General features: G+C 73.1%; 17 protein-coding genes. 11 read left to right on the top strand and 6 right to left on the bottom strand.

Annotated elements, in window-relative coordinates; all coding sequences use genetic code 11:
* The first annotated feature begins 173 nt into the window (after positions 1-173).
* The 3 genes from ABZ622_RS04775 to ABZ622_RS04765 all read left to right on the top strand — a co-directional run bounded on the left by ABZ622_RS04775 (position 174) and on the right by ABZ622_RS04765 (position 3,616).
* On the top strand, positions 174-833 hold the full coding sequence (locus ABZ622_RS04775; RefSeq protein WP_360540398.1) for a class II aldolase/adducin family protein: 660 nt from the start codon (positions 174-176) through the stop codon (positions 831-833).
* 161 nt (positions 834-994) lie between these two features.
* The gene (locus tag ABZ622_RS04770; RefSeq protein WP_360540396.1) at positions 995-2,122 is read left to right on the top strand and encodes a hypothetical protein; all 1,128 of its coding nucleotides are present in this window, start codon (positions 995-997) and stop codon (positions 2,120-2,122) included.
* A 183-nt stretch (positions 2,123-2,305) separates the two neighbouring features.
* The gene (locus ABZ622_RS04765) at positions 2,306-3,616 is read left to right on the top strand and encodes a hypothetical protein (RefSeq protein WP_360541006.1); all 1,311 of its coding nucleotides are present in this window, start codon (positions 2,306-2,308) and stop codon (positions 3,614-3,616) included.
* Positions 3,617-3,698: 82 nt separating this feature from the next.
* Here the strand turns inward: ABZ622_RS04765 and ABZ622_RS04760 are convergent, their stop codons facing one another.
* Both ABZ622_RS04760 and ABZ622_RS04755 read right to left on the bottom strand, forming a co-directional pair.
* Positions 3,699-4,112: a VOC family protein gene (locus ABZ622_RS04760; RefSeq protein WP_360540394.1), complete on the bottom strand. Its 414-nt coding sequence runs from the start codon at positions 4,110-4,112 to the stop codon at positions 3,699-3,701.
* A gap of 114 nt (positions 4,113-4,226) precedes the next feature.
* The gene (locus tag ABZ622_RS04755) at positions 4,227-5,117 is read right to left on the bottom strand and encodes a neutral zinc metallopeptidase (protein WP_360540392.1); all 891 of its coding nucleotides are present in this window, start codon (positions 5,115-5,117) and stop codon (positions 4,227-4,229) included.
* A gap of 267 nt (positions 5,118-5,384) precedes the next feature.
* Between ABZ622_RS04755 and ABZ622_RS04750 the strand changes: the two genes are divergently transcribed.
* From ABZ622_RS04750 to ABZ622_RS04740, 3 genes are all read left to right on the top strand, one after another.
* Positions 5,385-6,983, top strand: coding sequence for an ABC-F family ATP-binding cassette domain-containing protein (locus tag ABZ622_RS04750; protein ID WP_360540390.1), 1,599 nt, complete (start codon positions 5,385-5,387; stop codon positions 6,981-6,983).
* 341 nt (positions 6,984-7,324) lie between these two features.
* Entirely contained in the window at positions 7,325-7,546 is a 222-nt protein-coding gene (locus tag ABZ622_RS04745; RefSeq protein ID WP_018518904.1) for a helix-turn-helix domain-containing protein, read from the top strand.
* A 150-nt stretch (positions 7,547-7,696) separates the two neighbouring features.
* Positions 7,697-8,488, top strand: a complete 792-nt coding sequence (locus ABZ622_RS04740; RefSeq protein ID WP_360540388.1) for an enoyl-CoA hydratase/isomerase family protein — start codon at positions 7,697-7,699, stop codon at positions 8,486-8,488.
* Positions 8,489-8,537: 49 nt separating this feature from the next.
* On the opposite strand, the gene ABZ622_RS04735 is transcribed toward ABZ622_RS04740, so the two are convergent.
* Positions 8,538-9,233, bottom strand: coding sequence for a hypothetical protein (locus ABZ622_RS04735; protein WP_360540386.1), 696 nt, complete (start codon positions 9,231-9,233; stop codon positions 8,538-8,540).
* A gap of 92 nt (positions 9,234-9,325) precedes the next feature.
* Between ABZ622_RS04735 and ABZ622_RS04730 the strand changes: the two genes are divergently transcribed.
* The 5 genes from ABZ622_RS04730 to amaP are packed head-to-tail and all read left to right on the top strand — an operon-like array spanning position 9,326 to position 11,649.
* Complete coding sequence (locus ABZ622_RS04730) at positions 9,326-9,799, top strand: Asp23/Gls24 family envelope stress response protein (RefSeq protein WP_360540384.1); 474 nt, start codon at positions 9,326-9,328, stop codon at positions 9,797-9,799.
* Between the two features lie 32 nt (positions 9,800-9,831).
* On the top strand, positions 9,832-10,023 hold the full coding sequence (locus ABZ622_RS04725) for a hypothetical protein (RefSeq protein ID WP_360540382.1): 192 nt from the start codon (positions 9,832-9,834) through the stop codon (positions 10,021-10,023).
* A gap of 5 nt (positions 10,024-10,028) precedes the next feature.
* Entirely contained in the window at positions 10,029-10,382 is a 354-nt protein-coding gene (locus ABZ622_RS04720; protein ID WP_360541004.1) for a hypothetical protein, read from the top strand.
* A gap of 35 nt (positions 10,383-10,417) precedes the next feature.
* Positions 10,418-11,065, top strand: a complete 648-nt coding sequence (locus ABZ622_RS04715) for a DUF6286 domain-containing protein (RefSeq protein WP_360541002.1) — start codon at positions 10,418-10,420, stop codon at positions 11,063-11,065.
* A complete protein-coding gene (amaP, locus tag ABZ622_RS04710; protein WP_360540380.1) occupies positions 11,062-11,649 on the top strand; it encodes an alkaline shock response membrane anchor protein AmaP in 588 nt (195 codons plus the stop codon). Before ABZ622_RS04715 ends, amaP begins: the two co-directional genes overlap by 4 nt.
* A 66-nt stretch (positions 11,650-11,715) precedes the next feature.
* Here amaP and ABZ622_RS04705 read toward each other — a convergent pair whose 3' ends face one another.
* The 3 genes from ABZ622_RS04705 to ABZ622_RS04695 form a co-directional block, all read right to left on the bottom strand.
* Positions 11,716-12,471: an SDR family oxidoreductase gene (locus tag ABZ622_RS04705; RefSeq protein WP_360540378.1), complete on the bottom strand. Its 756-nt coding sequence runs from the start codon at positions 12,469-12,471 to the stop codon at positions 11,716-11,718.
* Between the two features lie 4 nt (positions 12,472-12,475).
* The gene (locus tag ABZ622_RS04700; protein WP_360540376.1) at positions 12,476-14,275 is read right to left on the bottom strand and encodes a glycoside hydrolase family 15 protein; all 1,800 of its coding nucleotides are present in this window, start codon (positions 14,273-14,275) and stop codon (positions 12,476-12,478) included.
* 99 nt (positions 14,276-14,374) lie between these two features.
* On the bottom strand, positions 14,375-15,190 hold the full coding sequence (locus tag ABZ622_RS04695) for an SURF1 family protein (protein ID WP_360540374.1): 816 nt from the start codon (positions 15,188-15,190) through the stop codon (positions 14,375-14,377).
* Positions 15,191-15,254: the final 64 nt, after the last annotated feature.

Below are 15,254 nucleotides of genomic sequence, written 5' to 3'. Positions count from 1 at the left end.
ACCGTAGGCAACCTGAATGAACGGAAGGTGAACTGAGCAGGGCGTTGTGGTGTTCCAAAGCGGAGCCCCTGCATTCCGCTTGTCCTCGGGGCAGGCGTGGCCCGGCTCTCCCGCGGTGCGCGGCTGTGGCCGACCCCATACCCGTCCGCCTCCGCGGCTGACAGGATCGGCGCATGAGCGATCAGCAGCGGGACGCGATCGAACGCGCCTGGGACGGTGTCGTCGCCACCGCCCGGCGGACGGCGGCCGAGGGCCTCGTGGTCGGGACGTCGGGAAACGTGTCGGCCCGGGTCGGCACGACCATCCTGGTCACGCCGAGCGGAGTGCCGTACGACCGGCTGGGCCCGAAGGACGTCGTCGGCGTCGATCCGGAGGGCAACCGCGTACTCGGCGAACTCGCCCCGACCAGCGAACTCCCGCTCCACCTCGCCGTCTACCGGAACACCGACGCGGCCGCCGTCGTGCACACCCACGCGGTGCACGCCACCGCCGTCTCCACCCTGGTCCCCGAGATCCCGTCGGTCCACTACGCCGCCGCCATGCTGGGCGGCCCCGTCCGCGTCGCCGCCTACGCGCGCTACGGCACCGAGGAACTGGCCGTGAACATGCTCGCCGCGCTGCGCGACCGCACGGGCTGCCTGCTCCAGAACCACGGGACCGTCACCTACGGAGCCACCCTGGACCAGGCGTACGGCCGGACCGCCCAGCTGGAATGGCTCTGCCGGCTCTGGCTCGCCGCGAGCTCCGTCCCCGGACGCAGCCCGAGCCTCCTCTCCCCGGAGCAGCTCGACGATGTGCGGGAGGCCCTCAAGGGGTACGGGCAGCCGGGCTGACCCGGCCGGTCCGCCACGGGGCGGTCAGCCCGGCCGGTCCGCCGGATGGCACAGGGCTGTCCGCCCCCGGTCCGCCGGACGGCACAGGGCTGTCCGCCCCCGGTCCGCCGGACGGCCCCCGCCCGCTGGCAGGGTTCCGCACCCGCCACGACACTGAAACGGTGCGCCCGGCAACAGTTACGGCAGCAGCCGTCACCACGATCCTCGGCGTCGGTGCGGCAGCGGTCGCGGCCGGCCGGTACGCCAGCGACGCCGCCCTCAGGGCGCCGTCCGGCCGCCCCCTCCCCGCCGACCGCAGACTCACCGTGCACGCCACGGCGGCCGGGCAGGTCACCCTGACCCGCTCCTTCACCGCACTGCGGCCCGGCACGTACGGGCTGACGGGCAAGGACGTCCACGCCGTGGTCGGCCCGGTGATCGAGCACGCCCACCACGCCCCCGACACTGTCGTCCGCCGGCTGGAACGCGTCGACCGCGGCAGCCTGGAGACCGGCGCCAAGGTCCGCGTCACCCCGCAACTGCACAGCGGCGACCCGTCCTCGGCCCTCGGCCTGGCCCACCGGGACGTCGAGATCCCCGGCGAACTCGGCTCCCTGCCCGCCTGGTTCGTGCCCGGCCCCCGCGACACCTGGGTCATCACCGTGCACGGCCTCGGCACCACCAGGGAACACCCCATGAACATCATGAGGTTCCTGCATGCCCTGCGGCTGCCCGTGCTCGATCCGGCCTACCGCGGCGACGCCGGAGCCCCGCGTTCCCCCGACGGCCTCGCTCATCTCGGCGAATCCGAATGGCGCGACCTGGACGCCGCGATCCGCTTCGCCGTGCGGTACGGAGCCGAGAAGGTCGTCCTGCACGGCTGGTCCACCGGCGCCTCCATGGCGCTGCTCGCGACCGTCAACTCCGCGCTGCGCGACCGGATCTGCGGCCTCGTCCTCGACTCCCCGGTGCTGGACTGGGCCGCCACGCTGCGCGCCCTGGCCGTCGCCCGCGGCGTCCCGTCCGCCCTGCTGCCGCTCGCCGTCCGCGCCGCCGAGGGGCAGACAGGGCTGCACGGCGCCCGGCTGCTGGACGGCTCCCTCGCCCCGGCGCTGCACGTACCGACCCTGATCTTCCACGGGCCAGACGACCGGCTCGCCCCCTGGCAGCCCTCCCGCGACCTCGCCGCCCGACGCCCGGACCTGATCGCCCTGCACACCGTGGAGCAGGCTCCGCATGCGGCGATGTGGAACGCCGACCCGGCCCACTACGAAGAGACCCTGCGCCGCTTCCTCACGCCCCTGATGTGACCTGATGCGAGGGATCGGCCGGTTGGTCCCGGGCCACGTCCCACTGGTCCCCACCGGGAATTCGGGTTCCGTTTGGGCTTTCGGGCCGTCAGGAGCAAGACTGCTCCCGTGACGTCCCGTAACCCGCGCGACTCCAGGCTGCGACTTGTCCGCCCGCGACCCCTTGCCACCGCTCGCAAGGCCGTGACCACCCGGCGCACCAGGCCGGCCCCCCGCCCACCGGAGGGCACCCCTCCCCGGTCGGAACTGGCCCGGCAGGCCAGGACGGCCCTCGCCGACGCCGTACGGATCGCCCGCTGGGCGGCCGACGGCGCGATCCCCGGCGCACCACCGCTCGCCGCCCAGGCACTCCAGCGGGCCGCGACAGCCCTGGAATTGTCCCCGGCCCAGGTGAGCTCCGGCTGGGACCGGGCCCGGCTCGCCGGACTCGTCGAACTGCACGGCGACACCGCACGCCCCGGCTGGCGGCTGCGCGCCTGGGACCGCGACGACTCCGCCGTGCTCCGCGGCTGGGTGGCGCTCTTCGACGCCTGGTCGCTCGTCCACCCGGCGCCCGCGGACATCGAGTCCACCGCGGTCGCCGAGGCCGTCGAGGCCGTGCCCCAAGTCCTCTCCCTGCTCCAGCTCTCGGCCGGCCCGGTCACCGTGCCCGCCCTGCTGGACCTCCTCGGCCAGCGCGTCGCGGAACTGCGCGAGGAGCGCTGCGAGGTGCCCTACGGCCCCCAGCCGCTGCCCGCACCGGCCGAGACCGAGCCCGCCGCGCACCCCGCCGCCCTGGTGGCGCTCCTGCTGGACTGGGCCCTGGAGGGCCTGGCCGCCGTCGGGGCACTCACCCTCGGCGCCGGACACGCCACCCTCACCCCGCTCGGCAACTGGGCGGTCTGGGTCAAGCTGGAACAGATCTGCGTCGCGGCCCAGAGCCCGGCCGGGAACATCGAGCAGTCCGCCGCCGACATGCTGCTCGGCTGCGCCCGGCTCACCCCCGGCCCGGCCCGCGACGAATACCGCGCCTGGCTGGCCGCCCGCCCCGTCGGCAGCGCCGTCGCGGAACTGCTCGCCGTCGCCCGCGGCGAGGACGCGCTGCTGCGGGGGCTCGCCTTCGAGGCGCTCCGGGTCGTCGGCGCCCCGGCCGAGCCCGAGGTCCGCTCCGTCGTCGCCGACACCTCGCTGCGCCCCTACGCGCTGCTCTGGCTGGCCGAGTACGACGGGACCGACCCCGAGGACGCCCAGGACGTGCTCAGCCGGGAGGAGGCCACCTGGCTCTGGGTCGACACGGCGGCGGCCGTCGCCGACCACGGCGAGACCGGGCTGCTGGTCCGCCACCTCGACTCGGCCGTCCAGGGCACGGTGCCGGCCCTGCTGGACGAGGTACGCGCCGTCGGCCACCCGCGCACCGTGCAGGTGCTGGTGGCCCTGGCCGCCGCGCACCCGGACCCGGCGCTGGCCAAGGCGGTACGCCGGGCCGCGTTCCAGGTCCACACCGGCGGCGCCTGACACCCCCGCGCCGGACGGGCCCGCGCCGGGCCCGTCCGGCGGATCGGGGCGCGCGGTCCCGGCCTGATCCGGACGAGAGGCCCTAGTCCGCCGACCCAGGTGCGTACGTACCGAAGCTCCACACGTTGCCCTCGGCGTCCCGCGCCATGTAGTCGCGCGAGCCGTAATCCTGATCGGTGGGCGGCATCAGGATCTCCACCCCGTACTCCACCGCGCGGGCGTGGTGCTCGTCGACCTCGTCCACCACGACGTAGACACCGGCGGGGCCCGCGCCCTGCATCGCCTTGGCGAAGACGCCCTCGCGGCCCTTGGAGCCCAGCATCACCCTGCCGTTGCCGCAGGACAGCTCGGCGTGGAGCACCTGGCCGCCCTCGCCCTCGTACACCGCTTCCTCGGTGAAGCCGAGGCCCTCCGTCAGCGTGCTGATCGCGGCCCTCGCGTCGTCGTACAGAATCGTCGGATAGATCGTCGGAACGCCGGCCGGTGCGCCTGCCATGACGCTCACCCCTTCTCGTACTCCGGTGACTTTCGTACTCCCGTGACCCGGTTCTGTGATCCGCGTCTCAGTCTTCCATCCGCCACTGACAACGGCCCGGCACGGCTGCCGGCCTCAGCGGAAGGTGTTGCAGTCGGCCATGTCGCCACTGCGGAACCCGGTGGTGAACCACTGCTGGCGCTGCGCGGCCGAGCCGTGCGTCCAGGACTCCGGTGTGACCCGGCCCTGGAACTTCTCCTGGATCCGGTCGTCGCCGACCGCGGCCGCCGCGTCGAGCCCGTCCCGGATGTCCGCCTGTGTCAGCGAGGTGATCAGCGGCCGCCCGGTCGACTCGTCCGGCGTACTCGTCGCGTGGTGCGCCCAGACCCCGGCGTAGCAGTCCGCCTGGAGCTCCACCCGGACCGCGTTGCTGTCCGCGCCGGTCCGGCCGTCCTGGGACCGGTTCAGCGTCCCCATCAGGTCCTGCACATGGTGGCCGTACTCGTGGGCGACGACATAGGCCTGGGCGAACGGGCCGCCGCTGGAACCGAACTTCGTCCGCAGCTCGTCGAAGAACCCCAGGTCCAGGTAGACCTGCCGGTCACCCGGGCAGTAGAACGGCCCGACCGCCGAGGTCGCGGAGCCGCACGCGGTGCCGATCCGGTCGCTGAACAGGACCGTGCGCGCCGGCGTGTACGTGCCCTGGCGCCGCTGGAACTCCTGCCGCCAGAAGTCCTGCACGCTGTTGACCACGGCCACGGCCCGGCAGTCGTCCCTGGTGTTCGCGTCCTGCCCGGTCCGGCAGGACTGTTGCACCTGTGCCGCCGTCGACGCGGTCGGCGTCGTGTCCGGACCGCCGTCCGACAGGCCGAGCTGCTCGGGGCCGACGCCGAAGAGCAGTCCCAGGATCAGTGCGACGAGACCGGCGATGCCGCCGCCCACGGTGGCCCTGCCGCCCGGGATCCGGCTGCCGCGCACATCCTGGACCTCGGACGTGTCCAGGTCGGCGTCGTCGTCGAACTGCATGGGGCACCACCCTCCGCTCCGGCCGCGGTGGTCTCGCCACCTCCGCCGAGTATCGGCCGGTTCAAACCGTGATGCCCTTTTTGGTCGCGCGGTGGAGTGGGGCGGCGACGCCGGGCGACCGTCCGGCGAGTGTCATGGACGCATGCGGAAAAGCAGTTGCACACCGCCAGTAGAATGGCCCGTATGGCAATTCTCCTTGTGCATTAGCGGCGTCGAGACACCTCCGCCCTCGTCCCGTCCGCCGTCCAACCGCCCTGGAGTTTTACCGTGATCACCGCTTCCGGCATCGAGCTGCGTGCCGGCGCCCGCATCCTCATCGAGTCCGCCTCCTTCCGCATCGCCAAGGGCGACCGCATCGGCCTCGTCGGCCGCAACGGAGCGGGCAAGACCACCCTCACCAAGTGCCTCGCGGGCGAGGGCAACCCCGTCGGCGGCACCATCACCCGCTCCGGCGAGGTGGGCTACCTCCCGCAGGACCCCCGCACCGGCGACCTCGACGTGCTGGCCCGCGACCGGATCCTCTCCGCCCGCGGCCTCGATGAGATCCTGCGCAAGATGCGGGAGAACGAGGAGCGGATGGCGACCGGCAAGGGCGCCACCCGCGAGAAGGCGATGAAGAAGTACGAGCGCCTGGAGACGGAGTTCCTCACCAAGGGCGGGTACGCCGCCGAGGCCGAGGCCGCCACCATCGCCGCCGCGCTCAGCCTGCCCGACCGGGTGCTCGGGCAGCCGCTCCATACGCTCTCCGGCGGTCAGCGCCGCCGCGTCGAGCTGGCCCGCATCCTCTTCTCGGACGCCGACATCCTGCTGCTCGACGAGCCGACCAACCACCTCGACGCCGACTCGATCGTCTGGCTGCGCGACTACCTCAAGACCTACCGCGGCGGCTTCATCGTGATCTCCCACGATGCCGAGCTCGTCGAGACGGTCGTCAACAAGGTCTTCTACCTCGACGCCAACCGCTCGCAGATCGACATCTACAACATGGGCTGGAAGCTCTACCAGCAGCAGCGCGAGGCCGACGAGAAGCGCCGCAAGCGCGAGCGGCAGAACGCCGAGAAGAAGGCCGCGGCCCTCAACTCGCAGGCCGACAAGATGCGCGCGAAGGCCACCAAGACCGTCGCCGCGCAGAACATGGCCAAGCGTGCCGAGCGGCTGCTCTCCGGCCTGGAGGCCGTCCGGGTCTCCGACAAGGTGGCCAAGCTCCGCTTCCCCGAGCCCGCACCGTGCGGCAAGACCCCGCTGATGGCGGAGGGCCTGTCCAAGTCGTACGGCTCGCTGGAAATCTTCACCGATGTGGACCTCGCCATCGACAAGGGCTCCCGGGTCGTCATCCTCGGCCTCAACGGCGCGGGCAAGACCACCCTGCTCCGGCTCCTCGGCGGCGCCGAGGAGCCCGACACCGGCAAGGTGATCGAGGGCCACGGTCTCAAGCTCGGCTACTACGCCCAGGAGCACGAGACCCTCGACCCGGACCGCTCCGTCCTGGAGAACATGCGCTCCGCGGCGCCCGACCTCGACCTGGTCGAGGTCCGCAAGACGCTGGGCTCCTTCCTCTTCTCCGGCGACGACGTCGACAAGCCCGCCGGTGTCCTCTCCGGCGGCGAGAAGACCCGTCTCGCCCTGGCGACCCTGGTGGTCTCCTCCGCCAATGTGCTGCTGCTGGACGAGCCGACCAACAACCTCGACCTGGCCAGCCGCGCGGAGATCCTCGGCGCGCTGCGCACGTACAAGGGCGCCGTCGTCCTCGTCACCCACGACGAGGGAGCGGTCGAGGCCCTTCAGCCGGAGCGCATCATCCTGCTGCCGGACGGTGTCGAGGACCTGTGGGGCGCGGACTACCAGGACCTGGTCACGCTGGCCTGACCGGGCCCGCCGCCCCTCTGATCCACTCCGTCTGGATCATTCGGCCTACGCGTGATCCATCATCTGCGTGAGTGCGTCTCGTACCTCGGCGCGGCGCCCGGCAGATACCTGCCGGGCGCACCCGTACGGGGGTCCTGTTCCCCGTGTGGCCCTGACCTGCCGGTTCGTCCCGGGCCCCGTTCCGTCCGCCGCCACAGCCCTGCGGAATGCGGGATTCCGGTCGTGTCGGCCCGTTCTCCGGCGGGGAACCGGGTTGCACGGACCTTGCCGAATGGGTGGCCAGGAAGCTCCCGAGGGGTGATCATGAGAGTCCAGAGCGCACTTCCCATGAGGAGGCACGGGTGGCCGAGACTCTGAAGAAGGGCAGCCGGGTTACCGGCGCCGCGCGCGACAAGCTCGCGGCAGACCTGAAGAAGAAGTACGACTCCGGTGCGAGCATCCGGGCGTTGGCCGAAGAGACCGGCCGCTCCTACGGATTCGTCCACCGGATGCTCAGTGAGTCCGGAGTCACGCTGCGGGGACGCGGCGGAGCGACGCGGGGCAAGAAGGCCGCCACGGCCTGACGGTCCGGGCGGTCGGGGCAGGCCGTAAGGCCCGCCCCGGGGTTCACCGGCTTTCGGCGGTGGCCACCCGGTCGGCAGCGATGTCGACCGGGTGGTTACTGTTCAGTCACTTAGCTCTGCATGCTGACTGAACCGATCCGGAGGCGCCCCATGACCTCGCTCGACTCTGTGCTCGACAAGGACGGCGTACGACTCACCGTCGACGACGCGGTCGCCACGGTGACCCTCACCAATCCGGCCAAGCGCAACGCTCAGTCCCCCGCTCTGTGGCGGGCGTTGACGGAGGCCGGACGGGCTCTGCCCGGCAGTGTGCGGGTCGTCGTGCTCCGCGGCGAGGGCAAGTCCTTCTCCGCGGGACTCGACCGGCAGGCGTTCACCCCCGAGGGGTTCGACGGCGAGCCGTCCTTCCTCGACATGGCGCGCGGCCCGGAGGCCGAGCTCGACGCGACCATCGCCGAGTACCAGGAGGCGTTCACCTGGTGGCGCCGCAACGACATCGTGTCGGTCGCGGCCGTCCAGGGGCATGCGATCGGTGCCGGCTTCCAGCTCGCCCTCGCCTGCGATCTGCGGATCGTCGCCGAGGACGTGCAGTTCGCCATGCGCGAGACCAGCCTCGGTCTGGTGCCCGACCTCACGGGTACGCACCCCCTGGTGAACCTGGTGGGGTACGCCCGCGCGCTCGAAATCTGCGCCACGGGCCGCTTCGTGCACGCCGAGGAGGCCGAGCGTACCGGCCTGGCCAATCTCGTCGTCCCCGCCGCTGAGCTGGACGCGGCGGCCCGCGATCTGGCCGGCGCGCTGCTGGCCGCGCCGCGCGACGCGGTCGTGGAGACCAAGGCGCTGCTGAGCGGTGCCGTCTCGCGTGGTTACGAGGAGCAGCGCGTCGCCGAACGCGCCGCGCAGGGCCGTCGGCTGCGCGATCTGGCGGGCATCACCGACTGAGACCGTCCGGCGATCGCGGGCGGGCCCGGACCGCGGACCCGCCCCGCGCTCAGCCCTGCTCCACCACCGCCGTGACCAGCACCGCGACCGAGGGATCGCCCTCCACCGCGGCCGCCACGGCGCCCCGCACCGCACGGGCCACGTCGAGCGCCCGGTGGTCGGCGGCGGTCGCCAGCTCGACCCGCACATGGCCCGGACGCGCGTGCACCGCATGCCCCAGCACCCGGGTCAGCGTCACCACACCCGCGACACCCGCCGCCGCGGACCCCGCGGCCCCCTCCGCCGCCGCCTCGCGCACCTCGGCCGGGACGGGAGCCGGCGGCTCGGGCGCCGCGTCGAGCAGTTCCGTCACCCGGACGTCCACCGCCGTGACCACCAGGCCCAGCCGCCGGCCGGCCGCCGTCAGCAGTGCCGAGCGCAGCGCCTCGGCCGCGGCGGGCAGCGGCTGACCGGAAACGGCCGACATCGCCGCCTCGATCCGCAGCGGGCCCGGCCGCAGCGCGCTCGGCGGCGGTTCCACCTCCGCCTCCGGCGCCCCGTCCGGATCGGCCACCGAGATCCGCAGCTCCCCGAGCACGGGGCCGGACCCCGTCACCGCGCGGCGCAGCACCGCGACCGCGGCCCGCTCGGAGATCCAGGCCCCGTCCGCCGGACCGCCCAGCGGAAGCAGCCGGCCGAGGCCGAGCCGTTGCCGGACCGCCGCTGTCCATCCGTCCGCCCCGCGTGGGCCGTCAGCCGTCGTCATTACCCCAGCCTGCCGCATCCACGGCGCGCTACGGAGGAAGCGCACCTAATGTGGGCAAAGAGGTTCAATCTGGCCAGAAGGGAAAGATGGCGATGACCGACACCACGCAGCGGAACCGCCCCGAGAGCCCCGACAAGGAATCGAGCCCGCTGACCAAGCGCGGCGGGGGAGCACCCGCCACCCGCGGCCGTACGACCATCGCCGACGGCGTGGTCGAGAAGATCGCGGGAATGGCGACCCGCGACGTGGTCGGCGTCCATGCGATGGGCAGCGGCTTCTCACGCACCTTCGGAGCGGTGCGCGACCGGGTACCCGGTGGCGGCAAGTCCGTCACCCGCGGGGTGAAGGCGGAGGTGGGTGAGTCGCAGACCGCGCTCGACCTGGAGATCGTCGTCGAGTACGGCGTGTCGATCTCCGACGTGGCCCGTGACGTGCGGGAGAACGTGGTCGCGGCGGTCGAGCGGATGACCGGCCTGGAGGTCGTCGAGGTCAACATCGCGGTGAGCGACGTGAAACTGCCCGACGAGGTCGACGACGAGGACCAGCCGGAGCCACGTCTCCAGTAGGCCTCCGGCGAGAGGCAGTTGAGGAGCGCACGATGAGTATGGCTGTGGTCGGCATGGTGGCCGGCATGGCGCTCGCATTCGCCGGGTACTTCGGCGGCTTCGGGGCCTTCCTGCTGGTGGCCGCACTCGGGGCGGTCGGCTTCGTCGCCGGTCGCCTCCTGGAGGGCGACCTGGAGCTCGGCGACTTCTTCCGGAGTCGCGGGCGCGGCGACCGACGGCGGTGACGGCGTTGTCGGGGGTGAAGGACCGGATCGCCGCAGGCGAGCGCGGGGAGACCCGGATCGCCGACCGGGTGGTCGCGAAGATCGCCGCGCAGGCCGCGAAGGAGGCGATCGACGAGCCGCCGGAGCACGGTGCCCCGCCGCGTGCCACCGTCACGGTGCACCGGGACACCGCCCGGGTACGGGTGAGCCTGGAGCTCGGATACCCCTGCGACATCGGCCGCCAGTGCGGCGGCGTGCGTCGGCATGTCGCCGAGCGGGTAAGGGCGTTGGCGGGGATGGAAGTGCCCGAGGTGGCCGTACAGGTCGAGCGCTTGCACCCGACGGGAGCGAGCGCCGCGGCACAGGGGAGGATCCAGTGACCGAGCCCCACGGACCGGAGCGGCCGACTCCGGGGCTGCCCGCCACCGGCCCCGTCGAAGAGGGGGACGCGCTCGAACTCGACCAGTCCGCCTCCTCCGCCGCGTACGACCCGGTGCCCGCCCGGCAGGCGGGCGCCGCCGGGGCGGGCCGCTTCTGGTCGGCGCGCCGGATCCCCGCGGCGGTCCTCGCACTGCTGGTCCTCGGCGGCACCGGACTGCTGCTCTACGACGTGGCGGCGGTGCGGGCCGGCCACCCGGCGATGCGCTGGCGCCGGTCGCTGGCCGACCAGCTCGCCGAGCGCCCGCTGCAGAGCGCCTGGCTGCTCGGCGCGGCCGCGGCGGCCGTCGCGATCGGCCTGTGGCTGCTGGTGCTCGCCGTCACCCCCGGCCTCCGCGCCCTGCTGCCCATGCGCCGCGACCGCCCCGGCGTACGCGCCGCACTCGACCGGTCCGCGGCCGCACTGGTGCTGCGCGACCGGGCCGTCGAGGTGTCCGGGGTGCAGTCGGTGCGGGTCCGGATGGGCCGGGGCAGGGCGGTGGTGCGCGCCGTGTCGCACTTCCGCGAACTCGACGACGTACGGACCGATCTGGACACCGTGCTCGGGACCGGCATCAGGGAACTGGGGCTGGCCCGGCCGCCGAGCCTGTCCGTGCATGTCCGCCGGCCCGCGAAGAAGGGGTGAACCCGTTGCTCAGGACCGTCAACCGGGTACTGCTCGGCCTCGCCGGGCTGGTACTGATCTGCGGCGGCGGCGCGGTGCTCGCCGCCGGTCTCGGCCTCGCCGTGCCGTCCTGGTGGCCCTGGTACGGCAAGGGCGATGTGCTCATCAGCGCGGCCGACCGGTACCGCTGGCGCGACCAGGGCTGGTGGTGGCCGGCGGTCATCGCCGTCCTCGCCGTCGTGGTCGTGCTCGCCCTGTGGTGGCTGCTGGCCCAGCTGCGCCGGGCCCGCCTCTCCGAGGTCCTGGTGGACAGCGGGGACGGCGAGGGGGCGCTGCTGCGGGGCCGGGCCCTGGAAGGGGTGCTCGCCGGTGAGGCGGGGACGCTGGACGGGGTGGCCCGCGCCCAGGTCGCGCTCACCGGGCGGCGCAGCTCGCCGCACGCCAGGATCCGCCTGCTGATGGAGCCGCACGCGGCGCCGGACGAGGCGCTCGGCCGCCTCAGCGACGAGGCGCTGGCCCATGCGCGGGATTCGGCGGGGCTGGCCGAGCTGCCGGCCGAGGTGCGGCTGAGGGCGGTCAGGCACCGCCCGGAGCGGGTGAGCTGACCGCCGCTGCCGTGGCCCTCCCGGCCGCCGGACGTCTCCGTCCGGCGACCGGGTCCGGGCCCCGGCTCAGAAGCCGTGCCGGGAGCCGCCGTCGACCGGCACCATGATGCCCGTCAGATACGAGGCCGCGGGCGAGAGCAGGAACGCCGCGGTCCGGCCGAACTCCTCCGGAGCGCCGTAGCGGCGCAGCGGGATCTGTGCCGCGCCGGCCGTCCGGGCGGCCTCCGCGTCGCCCGAGAGGGCATCCAGTTCACGCACCCGGTCCGTGTCGATCCGGCCCGGCAGCACGCCCACCACCCTGATGCCGCGCGGACCGAGCTCGTCCGCCAGCGACTTGGCGAAACCGGCCAGGCCGGGACGGAGCCCGTTGGAGATGGTCAGCCCGGCGATCGGCTCGTACACGGAACCGGAGAGCACGAAGCCGATCACACCGCCTTCGCCGAGCGCCTCCGCCGCGGCCCTGGCGAGCCGGACCGCCCCCAGGAACACCGACTCGAAGGCCGACTGCCACTGCTCGTCGGTGTTGTCGGCGAGGAAACCGGGGGCCGGCCCGCCGACGCTGATGAGAATGCCGTCCAGTCGGCCGAACCGCTCGTGCGCCGCGTCCACCAGGCGCCGCGCGGACGCGGGGTCGGCGTTGTCGGCGGCGAGGCCGACCGCGTCCGGCCCCAGTCCGGCGGCGGCCGCCTCGGCCCGCTTCTCGTCCCGGCCGGTGACGATCACCCGCGCCCCGTCGTCGGTGAGCGCCCGCGCCGTGGCGTTGCCGAGCCCCCGGGTCGCTCCGGTGACGATGTACACACGGTCCTTCAGTCCAAGATCCATGGCCCTATCCTGCCGCGTCGGGCTCCAGCGTGTCCTCCCCGGCCAGTGCCATGGCGGTGCCCACGAGGCCGATGTGGCTGAACGCCTGCGGGAAGTTGCCCAGCTGGCGGCGGCCGACGGTGTCGTACTCCTCGGCGAGCAGCCCCACGTCGTTGCGGAGCGCCAGCAGCCGTTCGAAGAGGTCCCGGGCCTCCTCGCCGCGCCCGGTCAGGCGCAGGGCGTCGGCCAGCCAGAACGAGCACGCCAGGAAGGCCCCTTCGCTGCCGGGCAGTCCGTCGATCGAGGCGCCGTCCGTGCTGTAGCGGCGGACCAGGCAGTCCCTGCCCAGCTCGGCCCGGACCGCGTCGACGGTACCGATCACCCGGGGGTCGTCCGGCGGCAGGAAACCGGTCCGGGGGATCAGCAGCGTCGCGGCGTCCAGGTTCCGTGAGCCGTAGGACTGGGTGAAGGTGTTCCGCTCCGGGTCGTACCCCTTCTCGCACACCTCCCGGTGCACGGCGTCCCGCATCGCCCGCCACCGGTCGGGGTCGCCGGCCAGCGAGGGATTGTTCTCCAAGGTGCGTACGGCGCGGTCGGCGGCGACCCAGGCCATCACCTTGGAGTGCACGAAGTGACGGCGCTGGCCCCGGATCTCCCACAGCCCCTCGTCCGGCTCGCGCCAGGTGGACTCCAGGTAGCCGAGCAGGCTGAGCTGCAGATTCCAGGCGTGCGGCTTGTCGTCCAGTCCGGCCTCGCGGGCGAGTCGCAAGGAGTCGATGACCTCCCCGTACACATCGAGCTGACGCTGGCGGACCGCGGCGTTGCCGATCCGGACCGGGGCGGAGTTCTCGTAGCCGCGCAGCCACGACAGCTCCGCCTCGGGCAGTCTGCGCTCGCCCGCGAGTCCGTACATGATCTGGAGGTCGGCCGGATCCCCGGCGACCGCCCGCAGCAGCCAGTCCCGCCAGGCGGCCGCCTCCTCCAGATAACCGGCCGAGACGAGGGCGCCGAGGGTCAGCGTGGAGTCCCGCAGCCAGCAGAAGCGGTAGTCCCAGTTCCGTACGCCCCCGATCTCCTCCGGCAGCGAGGTGGTGGGCGCCGCCACGATGCCGCCGGTCGGGCCGAAGGTCAGCGCCTTCAGCGTGATCAGCGAGCGGATCACCGCTTCCCGGTAGGGCCCCCGGTACTTGCACCGGGCGGACCACTCGGCCCAGTCGGACAGGGTGTTCTCCAGCGCCTCGTGCGGGTCGACCAGCTCGGGGCGGGGCGAGTGCGAGGGGTGCCAGGTCAGTACGAACGCCACCTTCTCGCCCGCGGAGACGCTGAACGACGAGCAGGTGGAGAACTGCTGGCCCCAGGTCTTGACCGGCGGCTCGCTGCGCAGCCAGGCCGAGTCCGGCCCCGCGACCGCCACCCGGTGCCCCTGCGAGCGGCGCATCCACGGCACGACCGAGCCGAAGTCGAAGCGCAGCCGGATCACGGAGGCCATCTCGACGGTCCCGCTGATGCCCTCGACGATCCGCATGACGTCGGGTTCCCGGTCGCGCTGCGGCATGAAGTCGATGACCTTGACTGTGCCGGTGCGGGTCTCCCAGAACGTCTCCAGGATGAGGGATTCACCCGCGTAGCCGCGCCGGGTACAGATTTCCGCGCCCTTCGGGGCGATCCGCCAGTGGCCGTTGTCCTCGTCGCCGAGCAGGGCGGCGAAGCAGGCGCCCGAGTCGAAGCGGGGCAGACAGAGCCAGTCGACAGAACCGTTTCTGCCGACCAGGGCGGCCGTCTGGAGATCACCGATGAGGGCGTAGTCCTCGATGCGTGGGGTCACGTTCTGGCGTGTTCCCGAACCCGGGCCACGTTAAGCAATCCCGGCCCACGGGGGTCACCCGGCCGGGAACGTCCCAGCCCGCATCCGGCGGACACGGCGTCAGGCCGTGGCGGGTTCCGGCTTCTCCGGCCCGGCGGGCTGCTGCTCCCCGGCAGCGGCCTTCGCCGCCGCCTCCACCCGGTCGCGCTTCTCCCTGCGGGCCAGCACCACGAACCCGACCGGAACCCCGGCGGCGAAGAGCCACCACTGCACGGCGTACGCCATGTGCGGGCCGATCGAGCCGTCGTCGGGGGCCTCGATCAGTTCCGGGGAGTCGCCGACGGACTCGGGCGCGGTCTGCTCGATGTAGCCGCCGAGCACCGGCCGGGCGAGCCGCTCGGCCTCCTGGGCGCTGCTGATCAGCATCACCTGGCGGTCCGGCAGGTCCGAGATATCCTTGATGCCGCTGGCGCTCGTCGTCTCGTCGGCCTTGAGCCGCCCGGTGACGGTCACCTCGCCCCCGGGCACGCCCGGCACGTCGGGGAAGGCCTGCTGACTCGCGGCGGAGGGCACCCAGCCCCGGTTGACCAGGACCGTGCCGCCGCCCTTGAGGTCGAGCGGGATCAGTACGTGGACGCCGATCCGGCCGTCGGTGGCGGTCCTGCGGCGCACGACCACCTGATGCGCGGTGTCGTACGTGCCGGTGGCCGTCACCGTCCTCCAGTAGTCGGAGCGCGGGACCGTGTGGCCCGGGGCGGTGAGCGAGGCGACCGGAACCGGCGGCTCCTTGAGATTGCGGGAGATCAGGGCGTTCTGCGCGACCTTGTGCTCATGTCGGTGCAGCTGCCAGAAGCCCAGCTCGACCATGGTGGGAATCAGGACGAGGGCGAGGAGGGCGAGGATCAGCCACTGCCGGGTCAACAGGAAGCGGTACACCCCACGACGGTACAACTGTGCCGTGGGGCGCATCGCGCAGGGGTCGGGGAAGAGGCCGGGGCGG

The sequence above is a fragment of the Streptomyces sp. NPDC007164 genome (assembly GCF_040634135.1).
Lineage (GTDB): Bacteria > Actinomycetota > Actinomycetes > Streptomycetales > Streptomycetaceae > Streptomyces > Streptomyces sanglieri.
Note: the sequence above shows the minus strand (reverse complement) of the source record. Positions and strands in the feature narration are given on the sequence as shown.